This window comes from Bifidobacterium sp. ESL1130 (assembly GCF_058507935.1).
The window spans coordinates 779,239-795,580 of sequence record NZ_CP196379.1; the positions used below are offsets into that span (position 1 = coordinate 779,239).

General features: G+C 57.9%; 10 protein-coding genes and 2 pseudogenes. 6 read left to right on the plus strand and 6 right to left on the minus strand.

What is annotated here, in order from left to right:
• Positions 1 to 31 precede the first annotated feature (31 nt).
• Both ACSYSO_RS02995 and ACSYSO_RS03000 read left to right on the plus strand, forming a co-directional pair.
• The gene (locus ACSYSO_RS02995) at positions 32 to 2,605 is read left to right on the plus strand and encodes a DNA gyrase/topoisomerase IV subunit B (RefSeq protein ID WP_491701974.1); all 2,574 of its coding nucleotides are present in this window, start codon (positions 32 to 34) and stop codon (positions 2,603 to 2,605) included.
• Positions 2,606 to 2,608: 3 nt separating this feature from the next.
• The gene (locus tag ACSYSO_RS03000; RefSeq protein WP_489798715.1) at positions 2,609 to 2,791 is read left to right on the plus strand and encodes a hypothetical protein; all 183 of its coding nucleotides are present in this window, start codon (positions 2,609 to 2,611) and stop codon (positions 2,789 to 2,791) included.
• A 234-nt stretch (positions 2,792 to 3,025) separates the two neighbouring features.
• Here the strand turns inward: ACSYSO_RS03000 and ACSYSO_RS03005 are convergent, their stop codons facing one another.
• The 5 genes and pseudogenes from ACSYSO_RS03005 to ACSYSO_RS03025 form a co-directional block, all read right to left on the minus strand.
• Entirely contained in the window at positions 3,026 to 5,023 is a 1,998-nt protein-coding gene (locus tag ACSYSO_RS03005; RefSeq protein WP_491701975.1) for a mucin-binding protein, read from the minus strand.
• Positions 5,024 to 5,580: 557 nt separating this feature from the next.
• On the minus strand, positions 5,581 to 5,832 hold the full coding sequence (locus ACSYSO_RS03010; RefSeq protein ID WP_489798711.1) for a hypothetical protein: 252 nt from the start codon (positions 5,830 to 5,832) through the stop codon (positions 5,581 to 5,583).
• A 198-nt stretch (positions 5,833 to 6,030) separates the two neighbouring features.
• Positions 6,031 to 9,519, minus strand: a pseudogene (locus ACSYSO_RS03015) (DUF3418 domain-containing protein); the annotation flags it as partial.
• A 77-nt stretch (positions 9,520 to 9,596) separates the two neighbouring features.
• Positions 9,597 to 10,248, minus strand: a pseudogene (locus tag ACSYSO_RS03020) (DEAD/DEAH box helicase); the annotation flags it as partial.
• A complete protein-coding gene (locus tag ACSYSO_RS03025; RefSeq protein ID WP_491701976.1) occupies positions 10,245 to 10,946 on the minus strand; it encodes a class I SAM-dependent methyltransferase in 702 nt (233 codons plus the stop codon). The gene ACSYSO_RS03025 and the pseudogene ACSYSO_RS03020, both read right to left, overlap by 4 nt.
• 229 nt (positions 10,947 to 11,175) lie before the next feature.
• Here ACSYSO_RS03025 and hflX point away from each other — a divergent pair, with 229 nt between their 5' ends.
• Both hflX and ACSYSO_RS03035 read left to right on the plus strand, forming a co-directional pair.
• A complete protein-coding gene (hflX, locus tag ACSYSO_RS03030; RefSeq protein WP_491702050.1) occupies positions 11,176 to 12,699 on the plus strand; it encodes a GTPase HflX in 1,524 nt (507 codons plus the stop codon).
• Between the two features lie 211 nt (positions 12,700 to 12,910).
• Positions 12,911 to 13,873, plus strand: coding sequence for an L-lactate dehydrogenase (locus ACSYSO_RS03035; protein ID WP_489798708.1), 963 nt, complete (start codon positions 12,911 to 12,913; stop codon positions 13,871 to 13,873).
• A gap of 209 nt (positions 13,874 to 14,082) precedes the next feature.
• Here ACSYSO_RS03035 and lexA read toward each other — a convergent pair whose 3' ends face one another.
• Positions 14,083 to 14,964, minus strand: a complete 882-nt coding sequence (gene lexA / locus ACSYSO_RS03040) for a transcriptional repressor LexA (protein WP_491702051.1) — start codon at positions 14,962 to 14,964, stop codon at positions 14,083 to 14,085.
• Between the two features lie 258 nt (positions 14,965 to 15,222).
• On the opposite strand from lexA, the gene ACSYSO_RS03045 reads away from it, so the two are divergent.
• Positions 15,223 to 15,552, plus strand: coding sequence for a LysM peptidoglycan-binding domain-containing protein (locus ACSYSO_RS03045; protein WP_489798707.1), 330 nt, complete (start codon positions 15,223 to 15,225; stop codon positions 15,550 to 15,552).
• 262 nt (positions 15,553 to 15,814) lie between these two features.
• The gene (nrdR, locus tag ACSYSO_RS03050; protein WP_489798706.1) at positions 15,815 to 16,258 is read left to right on the plus strand and encodes a transcriptional regulator NrdR; all 444 of its coding nucleotides are present in this window, start codon (positions 15,815 to 15,817) and stop codon (positions 16,256 to 16,258) included.
• Positions 16,259 to 16,342 lie beyond the last annotated feature (84 nt).

A 16,342-nucleotide genomic window follows, 5' to 3' on the forward strand; every position in this document is an offset into this window, starting at 1 on the left:
GCTCGTCAGTGAGGAATTTGGGTAGTAATCGATGGTAGAAGCATACAGTGCAAACGATCTTTCGGTACTCGAAGGGCTCGATGCGGTGCGCAAGCGCCCCGGCATGTACATCGGCACGACCGATAGCCAAGGGCTTATGCACTGCTTGTGGGAAATCATCGACAACGCAGTGGATGAGGCTTTGGCGGGCGCGTGCACCAAGATTGTGGTGACGCTGCACTCCGACGGTTCGATTGAAGTGGCCGACAACGGTCGAGGCATTCCCGTTGATGTGGAAAAGAAAACCAAGCTCACCGGTGTGGAAGTAGTGCTTACCAAACTGCATGCCGGCGCCAAGTTCGGCAACTCTTCCTACAACGCCGCCGGTGGTTTGCACGGTGTTGGTTCCTCGGTGGTCAACGCGTTGAGTTCGCGGCTCGACGTGGAAGTGGACCGCAACGGCAACACCTATCATATGGCTTTCCACCAAGGGCATCCCGGTGTGTACGAAGACGTGGATGCCGAGCACCGTTCTCCGTCCAACAAGTTCAAAAAGACGCGCAAAGGGCGCCCTACTGAGTTGGAGATCATCGGCAAAGTTTCTCCCAAGACCACCGGCACGCGTGTGCGCTATTGGGCCGACCCGGAAATTTTCAACAGCACGGCCAAGTTCAGCTACGACCAGCTCATCGAACGCGTACGGCAGACCAGCTTCTTGGTGCCTGGCCTGAAAATCGTGGTGGTGGACGAGAACATTCCTGAAACCGGCGATGCCCAGATCGATGAATTCATCGAGAACGATGTGGATACCGCGCAATCAGCGGTGCGAGCGCAAACGTATCAGAGCGAAGCGGGAACGCCGGGTGAGCCGTCTTACCAGCGTGATCCGGAACTGTCTGATGAGCAGAGTGGCGAGGAACATTCCGCTGTTCAAGCTGCGATGATGCCTCCAGCGCCGTCGATCAGTGTGACCGAAGAGGAGCACGAGGTTGACGATGCTGCGGTTAACGGTTCCGTGGCTGGCGAGCCTGCAAGTGACGGTTCGGCCAATGATGGCTCTGCAACGGATAGAGCTGCGGGTGACAGCTCTGCAACGGACCGTTCAGTCGACGAAAATGTTGCTGCAACAGAGGATGCCGACGAGGTCGACGGACTTAGCGCTGGCAGCGACCAAGACGGTGATACGCAGCCGCAGCAGGCCCAGGAAGGCGACCAAGTTCTCGAACCTCGCGCTTCACATCGTAGGGTGGAAGAGTTCCTGCACACCGGTGGCGTCAAGGACTTCGTTGACTTCCTCTCGTCCGGCGAGCCAGTCTCCGACATCTGGCACATCAGCGGAGAAAGCACCTACACCGAAGAAACGCAGAGCGTGGACGACAATGGCGACCTGCATGCTCAGGAAGTAGAGCGCGGCTGCACGGTCAATATCGCGTTGCGCTGGGTCAATGACTACGACACCACCATTCGCAGCTTCGTCAACGTAGTGGAAACCCCTGGCGGCGGTATGCACGTAGACGGCTTCCTGCAAGGCCTCACCAAGCAGGTGCGCAAGGCGGTGGAAGCGAACGCGCGCAAGCTCAAAGTCAACTTGAAAGACTCCAAAACCAAGGTGGAACGCGACGACATTATGGCCGGCTTGGTGGCCGTGGTCACGGTGCGCATCGCCGAGCCGCAGTTCCAAGGCCAGACCAAGGACGTGCTCGGCACAGCTCCGGTGCGCCCCATCGTCTCGAAGATGACCGACCAGCAGTTCGGTGAGATGATCACCGGATCCAAGCGCGGGTTCAAAGAGCAGTCGGGCCGCGTGCTGGAGAAGATTGTGGGCGAAATGCACGCTCGCATCCAAGCGCGCAAAACCAAAGAGGTGACGCGCCGCAAGAATGCGCTCGAGTCCGCTTCTATGCCGGCCAAACTTTCGGATTGCCAGCCGGGTAACGACGATGTGGCAGAACTGTTCATCGTGGAGGGTGATTCCGCATTGGGCACCGCCAAGGCTGCGCGCAACTCCGGATTCCAAGCATTGCTGCCCATTCGCGGTAAGATCCTCAACGTGCAGAAGGCCAGCATGACGCAGATTCTGGCCAACAAGGAATGTTCCGCCATCATCCAGGTGATTGGTGCGGGGTCCGGCGCCGGATTCGACGTGTCGCAGATACGTTACGACAAGGTCATCATGATGACCGATGCTGATGTGGATGGTGCGCATATTCGCATCCTGTTGCTCACGCTGTTCTACCGGTTCCTGCGCCCGCTCATCGAGCATGGGCACGTCTATGCCGCCGTGCCGCCGTTGCACCGCATTGCGCTGACCGGCAAGCACAAAGGTGAATACATCTATACGTATTCGGACGATGAGCTGGAAGGCAAGCTGCGCGACTTGGATACCAAAGGCATGACCTACAACCCGGATGTGCAACGCTACAAGGGTCTGGGTGAGATGGACGCCGACCAGCTGGCCGACACCACCATGGACCCGCGCACCCGTATGCTGCGCCGCATCACCATGCAGGAAGCCGAAGATGCCAGTGCCATCTTCACGCTGCTGATGGGTGACGACGTGCCTCCGCGCAAACAGTTCATCGTCCAGAACGCCGACGATTTCGACCGCAGCAAGATCGACACCTGATAGATGATGCTTCGCGTCCGCCGTTGCTACGCCGAAAGCGGTGCTGCTGCGGCTGCGCTGGCGACTGGCTGCCTGTATTACTCATCGGTGTATTTGCTCCGTGAGTACTTTCATGATGACTTGCAGCATATCGATATTAGAGATTGGTGGAATTTCAACGTTCTTGTTGAGGTGGTGGTTGTGTAGCCTGCGTGAAAGTACTCACGGAATGAGCTGTTCATGGTGTTGGCTCGTTCCGTAAGGACGAAAAGCAGGGTATGGCGTTACATCGATTTTGCAGATTGTTGAAATTCCAACGTTTTGGTTTTCGAGTGAAGAGAGTTTTAGCTTGATTCGTCCCTACTGAATGAAGAGGGGCTATGGGTGAGGGTGAGTTCGCACTGGTAGTGTGAGCTCACCCTCATGGTTATTTGTTCCTGGTTACTGGTTGGTTCGCTTGTTGCGCAGGCGGGTGAGCAGTGTTGCTACGGCGAGGAGTGCCAGGGCGATGATGCCGCCGATGAGTATTCCGCTGCCGCCGGTGAAAGGCATGCGGGTGATGGCACGGTGATAGGTGACCGTGATGTCCAGCGTGCGGTTGGATGTGTTCGGATTGGCCGGGTCAGTGGCGGTGAACGTGATGTTCGGGTTGCTGGTGGTGCCGTTGCTGGTGATGCCGGTGATCGCGTTCACCGTGCGCGGGTTGGTCAGGTAGCCGGCCTTGTTCGGTGTGACGGCATCGAACCCGATGGTGTCGGTGTTGTGCCAGTTATTGTAATGCTGAGGCGGTTCATTGGGGTAAACGACGTCGTAGAACAAGTCTTCCTTCCACGTACTCGTTTGAATGGTGTCGGGGGCTGCGCTGGTGCCGTCGGGGTACTTGTGGTGAACGGTGCGGGTGATGGTTTTCACTCCGGCGTCCTTTTTGATTTGGTTGTTTTTCAGGTAGATGGTGAGGGTGGTGTCGTTGTTGGGGATGCTGGTGTTCATGGTGAACGTGCGTGTTTTGGTGGTGTTGCTGCTTTCGGTGACGGTGACTTCAGGGGGTACGCCGACTGCGCGGTCTGCTCCGAAGAGTTTGTCGGTGTAGTTCAGGGTTTCGTGCAGGTTGGTGCCGGGTTGGTTGGTGAAGGTTTGATTGTGGGCGGTGACGGGTTGGTTGCCGGTGCAGGAGGCCCAGTCATTGTTGGCGGGGTTGCAGGTGTCGGGGACTTTCGAATATTGGATGGTGATGGTTCGGTTGGCCAGCGTGTAGAAGTAGTACACGTCGGTGGCACCCCAGCCGGTGGTGGAGCCGGCGGTGCCCGCGGTGACGATGTCGCCGTTGCTGTTGTAGGTTTTGCCGGTTTCTCCGGGGTAGGGGACGGAGAGGTTGCTGGTGGCCCAGACGGTTTTGCCGTTGTTCTTGTTGGCCAGTGCGGTCAGGCCTGCCACGCTGGAGTCCGTGCTACCCAAAGTCGTAGCGATGGTGGATCGTTGTGCCGCGGTCAACGAGCTCAGATCGGCGACGGTCAACGGCCGGTAGCCGGCTATGTCCGTCGGTGTGGTGGAAGCGGAGGCGGTGCCTTTCACTCCGGTAATGGAATTGGCTTTGCCGGTCGGGTCTCCTGCGGTGGCGGTGACGGGACTCATGAGGTTGCCGTCGAGGCCAAGATAGTGGGATTTCACTATCGTCTGTCCTGAAGCTGCAATGTTGACGGGCTGAGTGTTGGCGGTCAGGGCAGTGGTGTTACTTGGCGTGTTGATGGGGGTTCCAGAGTCGTCGAAGGATTTGAACGTCAATGTAGAAAGCGTGTATTGATCGGAGAGTGAGAATCCCGGTATCAAGGCGACGTACATGGCTCCGCGGTGCAGAATGCCGTTGTAATATTTGATGGTGGCTTGTACGTCGGCGTCTACGTTCGCATTGGGTGCTGCTGCGGCTATGTTTTTGCGGGTGCTGTCTTCGATTTGTGCGTTGGTGAGCACGGTGTCGGCATACTTAAGAGTCGTGGCGCACCGGTAGCTGCCGTCGGCTTGTCGCGAATACATGGCTATGGTCTTTCCTGTCGCGTTGGCTTGCTGTCGCAAAGCCGTTTGGTTGATATTGTCACCAGCATTTGTCCAGGTGATAGTGAATTGTAGCGCCGCTGGCTCATAAACGGAGGGGATGGCCCATCCAGGGACGCCTTGAATCTTGTTGTTGCTAGCGGACACGTAGTAGCTGCCAAGTTCGTATTTGAAGTATTTTGGTGCGATGCGCTGGTTGCTTGAGCTGATTTGGAAGTTCTGTTTGACGTCGTTTTCTGGTAGGGTGCCGAGTTGGCCTCCATTGCTGTTCATGTACAGCAGGTCTGTGTTGGTACGGATGTGTTCGTGATATTTGACGTTGTATACATTGAAGTCTTCTGAGCTGATGTTGTAGTTGAGCTGGTCAACTTGCAGTTGTGTTGCGTCCATGAGACTGGCGAGCGCGTTGATGTGGAATGTATAAGATCGTAAGGTTCCTGTCGTTGCACTATTCGCGCAACTTTGGACAGACAGAGTGTTGTCGAACGGCAGAGCGCGCATTGCTGTCGTGGTAGTCTCATAGTTGATTACCATGAGAAGCATTGCTGAGAAAGAGAAGCTGGTTGTGCCGGTTGCGGTGCTGGTTTTTGTTACCTGCAGCGTGAGGGCTTGCAGTGAATCGTCGAACTGTATGGTGCCGACCTCGTTGCCGTTGTTGTCCTGAAGAGTGATGGGTCTGCCTGCACTGGCGAAGCTTGCCTTGGCTCCGGATGGAGCGGTGGTGGTTTGTTTGATTGTGGCTAGAGTAACGGAGTTGCCGGGTACTAGATTGCTTGCGTTGATGCTGAATGAGCCTTTAGCGCCGAGACGTTGGAATTCTTGTGTGCTGAGTGTCTGATTAGCGGGCTGTACTGTGGTGGTTTCGCCTTTGAGGAGGGTGATGTCGGAACTGATGGCGTTGGCGGTGGTGCCGGTTTTGGTTTGGATGGATGTGGTGGGTTCAGTCCCTAACGTGCCAGCGTTGCTGGGGGGGGGGTAATGTTATTGCCGTTTTGGGTAGACTCTGTTGGGGCTTGTGTCTCTGCGGTGGCGGTATCCGCGTAGGTGGCTGAGCCTGCGGCGAAGGCGGTGAGCAGAGTGGCTACGGCGGCAATGCCCGCGAGTAGACGGGTGCGCGTGGACTTTGCCGCGGTGTTGGTGCTGATTTGTGGTGAAAGCATGGTCATTGGTGCCCCCGGTCTGCCGTGCATATGTTTCATGCACAGACTCTGTCTCGATGCCTGCCGTTGCGGATCATGCGGACTCTGCAACTGTTCAATATTCGTCTATGCTTGTGGCCGTGCTGAGGATGTTACTTCGAGCATGGCTGCAAGATAATGTAATGAACTTTACATACTGTGCTTGACAATATGCATATTATTTGCATAGTAATATCCATTACCGCCGGTGAGCTGCATCTATGACAGAACCTTCTTGATGCGCTTGAGACTGGCCGACTCCTTGGTGCCCAACTCCTGCGCCCACAGGGAGATATAGAACTCCTCCAACAGCCAACGGGCAGTCTGCGCCTTACTTTCTGCCTCATCCCGAGCAGGGCCTGCCGGCATGGTGTGCGCACGTTCCTGCGCTGCATCCACCACCGTTTTTGCCTCGTCAGCCTGCCAAGCCCATCGAACATCTCGATTCTTGTCGGCTTTTGCCTTAGTCAGACGCAGCAGGTCGGCATGCAGATACCGCTCGACGCGTGGCAGGGAAAGAGGAGGCGTTTTGCCGACGAAACCGGGGAACACCAATGTGGCGATATGCTCACGCACCGACTGAAGCACCGGCAGCATGGATAGCTCGGCCTTGCCCCCTGAAGCCTGATCGACTTCGGCATACCGCTTAAGCACGGCGACCACATCCTGGCCGACTGCATACACGGTGTCTTCAAACCGGTCTCGGCATCCATCAATGGCTTCTGCCAAAGCGGCATCGCTTCCCAAGTCTCCAACATTCGGCAACAGTCGTTTGACCGCCGCCAACTGCAGGTCGTCGGTAAGCTCTTTGGTGGAAGAGTAGGGGGATGAAGCCAGCATGAGCGCCTCGGCGCCGAGCCAGCGTGAGCTGATGCGCTCACTGGGCAGCGCCAGTGCTTCACGAGCTGAATCCCAAAGCATGCTGGAACGAGAACGGGTGGTGGCACCTGCCTTGTGCAACAGGTTGGCCTGCTCCACCACATGCCCTTGCCTGCCGGCGCGATCGGCCTGCTTGGCGATGCCCTGACGCGCGGAATCCTGCGCTTGCTTGGCGAATCGCTGTTGGAGTTCCGCCAAGGATTTGCCACGGCCCAATACCGAGACCTGCTGTTTTGCAGAGCGATGGCCATTGCGGCGTCGAGACGAATGGGATTTCGGTGTCTCGGCCTCTACGCTGAACGTCATGCGCAGGTATGGCGGCAGTTTCTCACGCTCCGCCTCGCCCAATGATTCGGGGCGCAGCTGCGCCTGCAGACGGCTTACCGCAGCTTGGGTGAAAGCGCGGGTGAAGTCAGGCCAGCCGTTGCTGTCTGCCGTATCTTGGGCTGGAGGCAGGTTCGGTTTCCTGTCTTCGCCGGTGCCGGGCAAAGCGGGGTACTGTTCATCGATCACGGCACGAATGGCTCGTGCCGCGTCCGGTGCCGGTACGAACTGAACGCGCAGCGCCTTGGGTAACGATTTGATGGTGCTCACAATGAGCTCGTCCAGCAGACCGGGCACATTCCACGTGAATTCCTCAGGCCGCAGACGCGAAAGCATGCCGATGGGAACGTGGACAGTGACACCGTCGGCGGGATCCGACGTGTCATACACGTAGCTGAGCCGCAGATCGATCGGCGTGCCGTCCGTGCCCACAGTGTGCCATCTGTCGGGGTAATCCTCGAGGCTTACGCTGCTCTGCTCCTGCAAACGATCCACTTGGCTCGGGTCAAAGGTAAGCAGCTGCTCCGGATCGACGTTGGACGCCGTGGCTGTGCTGCTCTTACCGGAGGTGCGGCGCGAGTCGGTGCTGCGCGAGTCGGCAGCGACCGAGGGGGTGCCAGTGCGCTGCCGGTCGGCATACAATCCCTTGACCCACTTGGCCAGATCCGCCACCGAGGTGACATGCTGCGGAACAACCGCGTTGTAGAAATCAAACAGATCCTCGCTGCTGGCCGACCAGGCGGCCTGACGCGTACGGCTGGAATCCTCCTGTGCCTCGTCGATGACGCTGCGGTTGCGCTCCACGAACCCGTCATGCGCGAACCGCTGCTCGATGTCACCCTCCACCAAACCTTGGCGGATGAGGAAATCACGAGCCTCGAGCGGGTTGATGCGACCCCACTGCACCGGCCTGTCCTGCACAATCGGCAGCCCGTACAGCAACACCTTGGAGCTGGCCACGGCACTGCCTCTGGACCCAGACCAGTGGGGTTCGGCGTAGGTGACACGGGTCAGTCCGCCGGCGAGCGGTTCAGCCCAAGCCGGGTCGATCTGCGCGGACTGGCGCGCCCACAATCTCGATGTCTCCACCAATTCGGCGCTCATCACCCAAGGCGGCGTGGTCTTGGCGACCGCAGATGCGGGGAACAGAGCGAACCTCGTGCCGCGCGCGCCTTGGTATTCGTTCTTCGACTGCTTTTTGGCACGCTTGATGGCCTTGGCTTTGGCAGCACCTTTGAGACCGGCGAAATCGGAAGCCTTCGGTTCGCGCACCACCTGCATGCCGATCATGGACAGCAGGCCGGCAAGCATCGAGGTATGAATGCCCTGTGCATCCCACGAACAGCACAGACTGTGCGCAGCCTGCTGGTTGATCGGCAACGCCAACACTGTGGCGTCAGGACGAGACAGTGGTTCGGGTGTACCGACCTTGAAGTGCATGCTGCGGCACATGTCCTGCAACTGTGCGACAAGATCCTTCCACTGCCGCAAACGCAGGAAACTGAGATATTCAGCCTTGCATATACGGCGCAGCTCGGCATTCGAAGCCTTGCCGTCCGGGCCGAACACACGATCCCACAGGTTGAGCGCGGTGAGGAAATCGCTGGTGGGGTCGGCGTAGCGATTATGAATACGGTCGGCTTCCTCACGCACCTCGTCCGGGCGCTCGCGAGGATCCTGCAAGCTCAAAAAGGCGACGACCACCAGCACTGCAGCCAACGTGTTGGGGGTCGTGCGCTGGGCGGCTTCGAGAATCATGCGCCCCAAGCGCACATCGATGGGAATTCGTGCCAACTGCCTGCCGGTATGGGTCAACGTCACCTCGCCCTTGGTGCGTTTGATGGCCTTGAGTTCAGTGAGCTCGTTGAAACCGTCTGAGACCGAACGGGTGTCCGGCGGGTCGATGAAGCCGAAATGCGTCACATCGTCAGTGTTGTGCGCCACACCCACCGAGAGCATGTGCAGCACCACCGCCCCCAGGGAAGTGCGTAGGATCTCCGGTTCGGTGAACTCGGGTCGGGATTCGAAATCCTCGGGGGAGTAGAGACGGATGGCGATGCCGTCAGCGATACGCCCGCAACGGCCAGACCGCTGGTTGGCACTGGCTTGGCTGATGGCCTCGACGGGCAGGCGTTGCACCTTGGCGGTCTTCGAATAGCGCGAAATGCGCGCCTGACCCGGATCCACCACATAGCGGATGCCCGGCACGGTAAGCGAGGTTTCGGCCACGTTCGTGGCGATGACGATGCGTTGGTGACTGTGGGATTCGAAGACGCGATGTTGTTCCTTGTTGGAAAGACGGGCGTAGAGCGGCACAATCTCGATGGCATCCGGGCGGCGCATATCGCTGGAACGAGGGCCGAAGTGGTGTTGGAGCGCCCGCTCGTATTCGTGAATGTCGCGCTCGCCGGCGGCGAATACCAGAATGTCTCTGGCACCCGGGTCATGGCTGGAATGAATGACCAGTTCGGCGCACGCGCGGGCCACCGCTCGGGGCATATCCTCGGCGTTGGTGGCTTCACGCTCAAAGTTGCGGCCAGGTTTTGCGCTTCCGTCGCGTTCCTGTCCCGCCTGGGGGAGCGACCCATCGACGAATCCGGGCACATGCCGCATCAGTGCCGGAACGCCGCCTATGGGTTCATACACCACCTGCACCGGGTACGTACGCCCGGATACTTCGATGACCGGTACGCTGGTGTGCAGTGCGTGCTCGAAATGCTCCTGGAACTTTTGCGAGTCAATGGTGGCCGAAGTGATGATGAGTTTCAAATCGCGCCGCTTGGGCAGCAGGGCAGTGAGATAGCCGAGCAGAAAATCAATGTTGAGACTGCGCTCATGCGCCTCGTCAATGACGATGGTGTCGTAACGGTTGAGCTTGGGGTCGCGCTGAATCTGCGCCAGCAGAATGCCGTCTGTGACGATGCGCAGTCGTGTGTCCTTCGAGCTCTCATCCGTGAACCGCACCTGATAGCCGATCTCGTCGCCCAAGCGCGTCCCGGTCTCCTCGCACAGGCGCTCGGCCACCGTTCGTGCCGCCAAACGGCGGGGTTGGGTATGCACGATCTGCCTGCCGTGGGTCCCTCGTCCCATTTCCATGAGCATCTTGGGAATCTGCGTGGTTTTGCCCGATCCCGTCTGCCCGGAGATGATGACCACTTGCGACTCACGCACGGCCTGCACAATGCGGTCGTGTGCGGCGCTGACTGGAAGAACCGTTGGGTATTCGTATTTCATGCCTGCATTGCCTTCGTCTGTGGTGCAGAGGTCTGTGGTGATGCGCTCTGCGATGATGCTGCGCGCGTTACCTCAATGACTCTGAACCCCTTGGAACTGGCATATTTGCTCACGCCGAACTCATCGCCGAGCGCCTGTGCCAGCCAGGGAATAAGCGAATCCGCCCCCAAATTGCGTTGAACCACCAAATAGGCGGCCCCTCCTAGGTTTAGACGAGGCAGCCAAGCCATAAGCAGTTCGCGCAACGCCTCTTTGCCCACGCGAATGGGCGGATTCGACCAGATAAGATCGAAGCCCACATCAGCTGGAATCTCGTCGGCATGAACCGCGTGGATATGAGATAGCGACAAGGCCTGCGCGTTGTCTTGTGTCAGCTCAAGCGCACGATTGTTGACATCAAGCGCCCACACGTCGCACTGAGGTCGCTCCAGTCCCAGCGCTAAGGCGATCGGCCCCCAGCCACAGCCAATGTCAAGCATCGTTCCGGTCGCCGGTGGTTCGGGAGCGTGGCGCAGCAACACCGACGTACCAAGGTCGAGACGCGAGTTGGAGAACACCCCTGCGTCGCTCGTCACCGTTACCTCGTGCCCTCGCAACGTGACCTGGAGTGTGCGGCGCTTGTGCGGTGTTTGCGGGGAAGAAGCGAAATACTGTTGTGATTGATGTCCCGGCTCCGTCGTGTGTGCCTGCTCGTGCATGCCGCCTCCCTCTGCTCCTGTGGCCGATCGACACAGCCTGTCTTGTCTGCCAAAACAATCATAATAAAACCATTGTCGAACAGCGATAGGCGAGGTGTTATTGACACAGCATGCAGCGACCCGACGGTCGTCACACCAGCAAGCGACGGAACCACATGTTCAAGGAGGTTCCGCAGAACAGCAAGAGACAGCTGAGCGCCATACGGAGCACAAGACCGGCAACGCGGCTGTGCCGTTTCAGGAGACGACTGCGCGCCGCGGCGGTTACCATGATGTGCTCGATCTGCACAGCGATGTACTGATCGACGGCCAGAGCGCCGAGACGGCCGACGAACAGGCTTGGCAAGAACGAGAATCTCGCAATGCGCTGAAACACGTGGCTGGCTTGGGTGAATTGCAAGACATCACCGAAGTGGAAGTGCGTCAAGTGCGACTGGAACGGGTCGTGCTCGTAGGCGTGTGGTCGAATGCCGAAACCACAGCCGCCAAAGCAGAGGAGTCGCTCAGGGAACTGGCCGCGCTCGCGCAAACCGCCGGCGCCCAAGTATGTGACGGTGTGCTGCAACACCGGCTCAAACCAGATGCCGCCACCTACGTGGGTGCAGGAAAAGCCAAAGAAATAGCCGGTATCGTAGCCAGAGAAGAAGCTGACACCATCGTGGTGGACGGCGACTTGGCACCGAGCCAGCGCCGTGGGCTCGAAGACGTCGCAAAGGTCAAAGTGGTGGATCGCACCGCGGTCATTCTCGATATCTTCGCCCAGCACGCCACCAGCCGTGAAGGCAAAGCGCAGGTGGAGTTGGCGCAACTCGAATACATGCTGCCCAGACTGCGTGGCTGGGGCGCCTCACTTTCACGCCAAGCCGGCGGACAGGCAGCGGGAGTGAACGGCGGCATCGGGTCCAGAGGCCCGGGCGAAACCAAAATCGAGATGGATCGACGCGTGATCCGCACAAGAATATCCAGACTCAAACGCCAGATTGCCGCCATGGCTCCAGGGCGCGAAGTCAAACGCGGTTCAAGGCGGCGCACCGGTCTGCCCACCGTAGCCGTGGTGGGGTACACCAATGCCGGCAAATCTTCGCTCACCAACCGGCTTACCGGCGCTCGCGAGCTGGTGGAGAATGCTCTGTTCGCCACGCTTGACACTGCGGTTCGCGGCGCAAAGGCTGAAGACGGGCGTTCATACACGTACGTTGACACGGTGGGCTTTGTGCGTCGTCTACCCACTCAACTGGTGGAAGCGTTCAAGTCCACGCTGGAAGAAGTGGGAGAGGCTGACGTGATTCTGCACGTTGTTGATGCCTCATACCCAGACCCGTTGGCGCAGATCCGAGCCGTGGGCGAGGTGCTGGCCGGCATAGCCGGTGTCGAGCGTATACCTCGCGTACTGGCCTTCAACAAGCGTGACTTGGCGCAGCCGGGTGTGCTGGAACGACTGTCAAACCTTGAGCCGGAGTCATTCATGGTTTCCGCACGCACCGGGGAAGGTGTGGAAGAACTCAAGCAGGCGGTCGAAACGCTGCTGCCCAAGCCTGCAGTGCATGTTCAAGCGGTGCTGCCGTATGGTTCTGGAGGCTCGCTGCTGGACCAAGTGCGACGGTTCGGAGTTGTGGACCGCGTGGAATATCTGGCCGAAGGCATTGGGCTGGAAGCTCAGGTGGATGACCGACTGGCGTCAAAGATCATGAGCGAGGCGTTGGATGAAGATGGTGCTGCTGCGCGTGCAGGTACGGGTGCGGATATGGCGTGAGCCTGCGCATAAACCGGTCTGTAATACGTAAGCTGACAGGAGAAACGCCCATGTCGTTCATGTGATGTTAATGACAGGTGAGACTGCTATCATCTAGGACGGAACGTCGCACAGGCCGGTTTTGCGCCTGGCGGCATGTGGTCGCATAGTCCACCACAAGTCTGGGAGACTGGACACTCCCGTGTTTGAAGAAGATAGAAGGTTCATTGTTATGGTTGATTCCACCATTAAGCCTACGAAGCTCGCTGTTATCGGTGCGGGTGCTGTTGGTTCCACTCTGGCGTTCACCGCTGCACAGCGCGGCATTGCCCGTCAGATCGTGCTTGAGGATGTCAACAAGGAACGTGTCGAGGCCGAGGTGCTCGACATGCAGCATGGCTCAAGCTTCTACCCGGCGGTTTCCATCGACGGGTCCGATGACGTGGAGATTTGCCGTGACGCGGATATGGTGGTCATCACTGCCGGCGCACGACAGAAGCCAGGTCAGTCCCGCCTTGATTTGGCTGAGGCCACGATCGGCATCATGAAGTCGATTATTCCTGCGGTGACCAAAGTGGCTCCGAATGCCATTTATATGCTCATCACCAATCCTGTTGACATTGTCACCCAGGTTTCGCTCAAGCTTTCCGGTATGCCGGCCACTCAGATGTTCGGCTCGGGCACCAACCTCGATTCCGCTCGTCTGCGTTTCCTCATCGCCCAGCAGACCGGTGTCAACGTGAAGAACGTGCACGCCTACATCGCCGGTGAACACGGTGATTCTGAAGTGCCGCTGTGGGCTTCGGCCACCATCGGTGGCGTGCCGATGTGCGACTGGAAGGAACTGCCGGGACATGAGCCGCTCGGTGACGCCAAGCGCGAGGAGATCCACCAAGAGGTGAAGAACGCAGCATACCGCATCATCAACGGCAAGGGTGCTACGAACTATGCCATCGCCATGTCTGGCGTCGACATCATCGATGCGATCATGAACGATACGAACCGTATTCTCCCGGTATCCTCCTGGCTCAACGATTTCCATGGCATTTCGGATGTGTGTATGTCCGTGCCGACGCTGCTGAATCGTTCCGGCGTCAATTCGCAGATCAACACTCCGGTCTCCGATAAGGAGCTGGCAGCATTGAAGCGTTCTGCAGAGACGCTGAAGGAGACGGTTGCCAAGTTCGGCTTCTAGCCTCTGTGCCATGCACGGTGGATCTGCTGGTTCGCCGTGCATGGCAACTGGGCGTAGTTGCAATAGGGCGTAGTGCAAGCGTATTGCTCAATTGCATTGCAGCATGATTGAATATGGCAGAAGGTAACAGTAAGTGCCTTGCACCATCGATAGAAGGTGGTGCAAGGCACTAACTGTATGATTTTCGGTGCGGGGGCAGGAGATGACCGCTAAATTTTGCGCAGTACGGTGACGACCTTGCCCATCACGGTCGCATACGTGCCGTCGATCGGAGAGTACGCGGGATTGTGCGGCATGAGCCACACATGGCCATGATCCTTCTGGAAGGTTTTCACCGTCGCTTCGCCGTCCAACAGCGCGGCCACGATGTCTCCGTTGGAAGCGTTGGGCTGCTCTCTCACTACCACGAAGTCTCCGTCGCATATGGCTGCGTCAATCATCGAATCGCCATGCACCTCGAGCATGAACAGATTGCCGTTGCCTGTGAGGCGCTCCGGAAGCCTCATAACATCTTCAATGTGCTGCTCGGCGGTGATGGGAACGCCGGCGGCTATCCGGCCGACCAATGGCACGTCCCGGGACTCGGCGATGGACTCCTGCTCGTCTGCAAATGAAGGGAATGGGATGATGGTGGCTGACTGGGCGGTGCCGGACGGTGTATTGCCGGCATCGGTAGACATGTCCGCTCGTACTGTGCGTTGTTCAAGACCGTTGATGTCATGTGATGAGGCATTGCCGTCTGCGCTTGCAGCGGTGCCGTTTTCGGGCATATCGCTTCCCGGGATGCCCTCTGGTGCGCTGCTGTTATTTTGCGAGCGTGAAGAGGAAGTGTCCACCAACTCGATGGCACGGCCCTTATTGGCATTCATACGCAGTAGGCCCTTGTCTTGCAACACTTGCAACTGATGCTTGACGGACGAGGTGCTTTTTAGGCCGACTTCATCGCCGATTTCTCTGAATGAGGGGGCGAAGCCATACCTGTTGACGTGCCGGCGAATGGCATGGAGAACCTTGAGCTGACGATCGGTCAGCGTATCGGTGCGCTTGCCGCTATGGTGCTCGCGCGCCTCTGGGCGCGGGGTGAAGGGGATAGTGCTCACGATGGTCCTTTCCTGTCTTATTCGAGCATAGCGTAGGTGATGTAAAAAATCAAACAGATGTTCGAATGTGAAGTTGCGATAATCGAACATGTGTGCAACTATAGAACATATGTTCGATAGTGCATATGTTCGAAAGGTAGCATGATGTCACACTCTTATGGAAGTCCATCGCATGGTTCAACCGCTGCTCATGCCTCTTCGCGATCTGGACATGTTGTTCGCAGCGCTGCAGGATCGGCAGATTGTCAAATGGCACCGGTCTATACGGTTGAGCATGAGGAACGAGAAGAGGATGCGTGGACCGGTTTGCTCTTCGCGGTCATGGCTGTGCTGTTGGTGTGTGCTGCGGTGTTTGGTTGGAGTCAGGCCATGAAGATGCGCCCCTCGGTTCCTGACGAAACTTCGGCTGTAGTGAGCTACACCGTTTCTCAGGGCGATACGTTGTGGAAATACGCCGAGCGAGCCACTCCTGAGGGTGGTGATGTTACCCAGACAGTGAGTGAGCTGATGCACATCAATCAGCTTGACTCGCCTTCACTTGAGCCTGGGCAGCGATTATTGGTGCCGTCAATGGGATGAAGCGCGGATATATGATTGTGCGATTGCGTGATTGTGTGTTCGTGTGCTCGTGTAATCGTGCAATCGCGCGATGTCTGAGGTCTGGCTGGTTTGGCAGGCAATGGGCACTTTGTGTCTGAGGGAAGATTGGCATGTGTGAGTTTGCTGTCCTATTGACACGCGTGCTGTTGAGTTGATTGGCTCAAGTGAATCAATGGATGTCTTGGGTTTGAGTCGTTGTGGAGCTGTGCGCTTCTCGCACCGTGCCGGTAGTGTGGAATGCATGCACTGCCCGTTTTGCCAGAACTCAGATACCAAGGTCGTTGATACTCGTATCAGCGAGGATGGTCATGCCATACGCCGTCGTCGCGAATGCCCGCACTGTGGCAAACGGTTCACGACGGTGGAGACCACGATGCTGTTGGTCACCAAGCGTTCCGGAAACGTGGAGCCGTTCGACAGAGCCAAGGTGATCTCTGGAGTTCGTAAGGCATGCCAAGGCAGACCCATAGCCGAGGAAGACCTGAAACAGCTGGGGCAAAAAGTGGAGGAAGACCTCCGTTCGCAAGGATTGGCGCAAGTTAAATCCGATGAGATAGGCAAAGCCATACTCAAGCCATTGAGGGAATTGGACCTTGTGGCATATCTTCGCTTTGCCAGTGTGTACAGCAACTTTGACGGTCTCGATGACTTCCAAGAAGCCATCGACGATCTGCGTCAGGACTGACAGCGTCGCGGCATTGGGACCGCGGCATCAGGACTGACATATCGGAAATTAACAACAACAAGGCACGTCCCGGGCGTAGCGTGC

Excerpts from the sequence above, each read along its gene's own strand:
- ACSYSO_RS02995 (WP_491701974.1), top strand. The coding sequence starts at position 32 with ATGGTAGAAGCATACAGTGCAAACGATCTTTCGGTACTCGAAGGGCTC.
- ACSYSO_RS03000 (WP_489798715.1), top strand. The coding sequence starts at position 2,609 with ATGATGCTTCGCGTCCGCCGTTGCTACGCCGAAAGCGGTGCTGCTGCG.
- ACSYSO_RS03005 (WP_491701975.1), bottom strand. The coding sequence starts at position 5,023 with ATGGACGCAACACAACTGCAAGTTGACCAGCTCAACTACAACATCAGC.
- ACSYSO_RS03010 (WP_489798711.1), bottom strand. The coding sequence starts at position 5,832 with ATGAAACATATGCACGGCAGACCGGGGGCACCAATGACCATGCTTTCA.
- ACSYSO_RS03025 (WP_491701976.1), bottom strand. The coding sequence starts at position 10,946 with ATGCACGAGCAGGCACACACGACGGAGCCGGGACATCAATCACAACAG.
- ACSYSO_RS03035 (WP_489798708.1), top strand. The coding sequence starts at position 12,911 with ATGGTTGATTCCACCATTAAGCCTACGAAGCTCGCTGTTATCGGTGCG.
- ACSYSO_RS03045 (WP_489798707.1), top strand. The coding sequence starts at position 15,223 with ATGGCACCGGTCTATACGGTTGAGCATGAGGAACGAGAAGAGGATGCG.
- nrdR (WP_489798706.1), top strand. The coding sequence starts at position 15,815 with ATGCACTGCCCGTTTTGCCAGAACTCAGATACCAAGGTCGTTGATACT.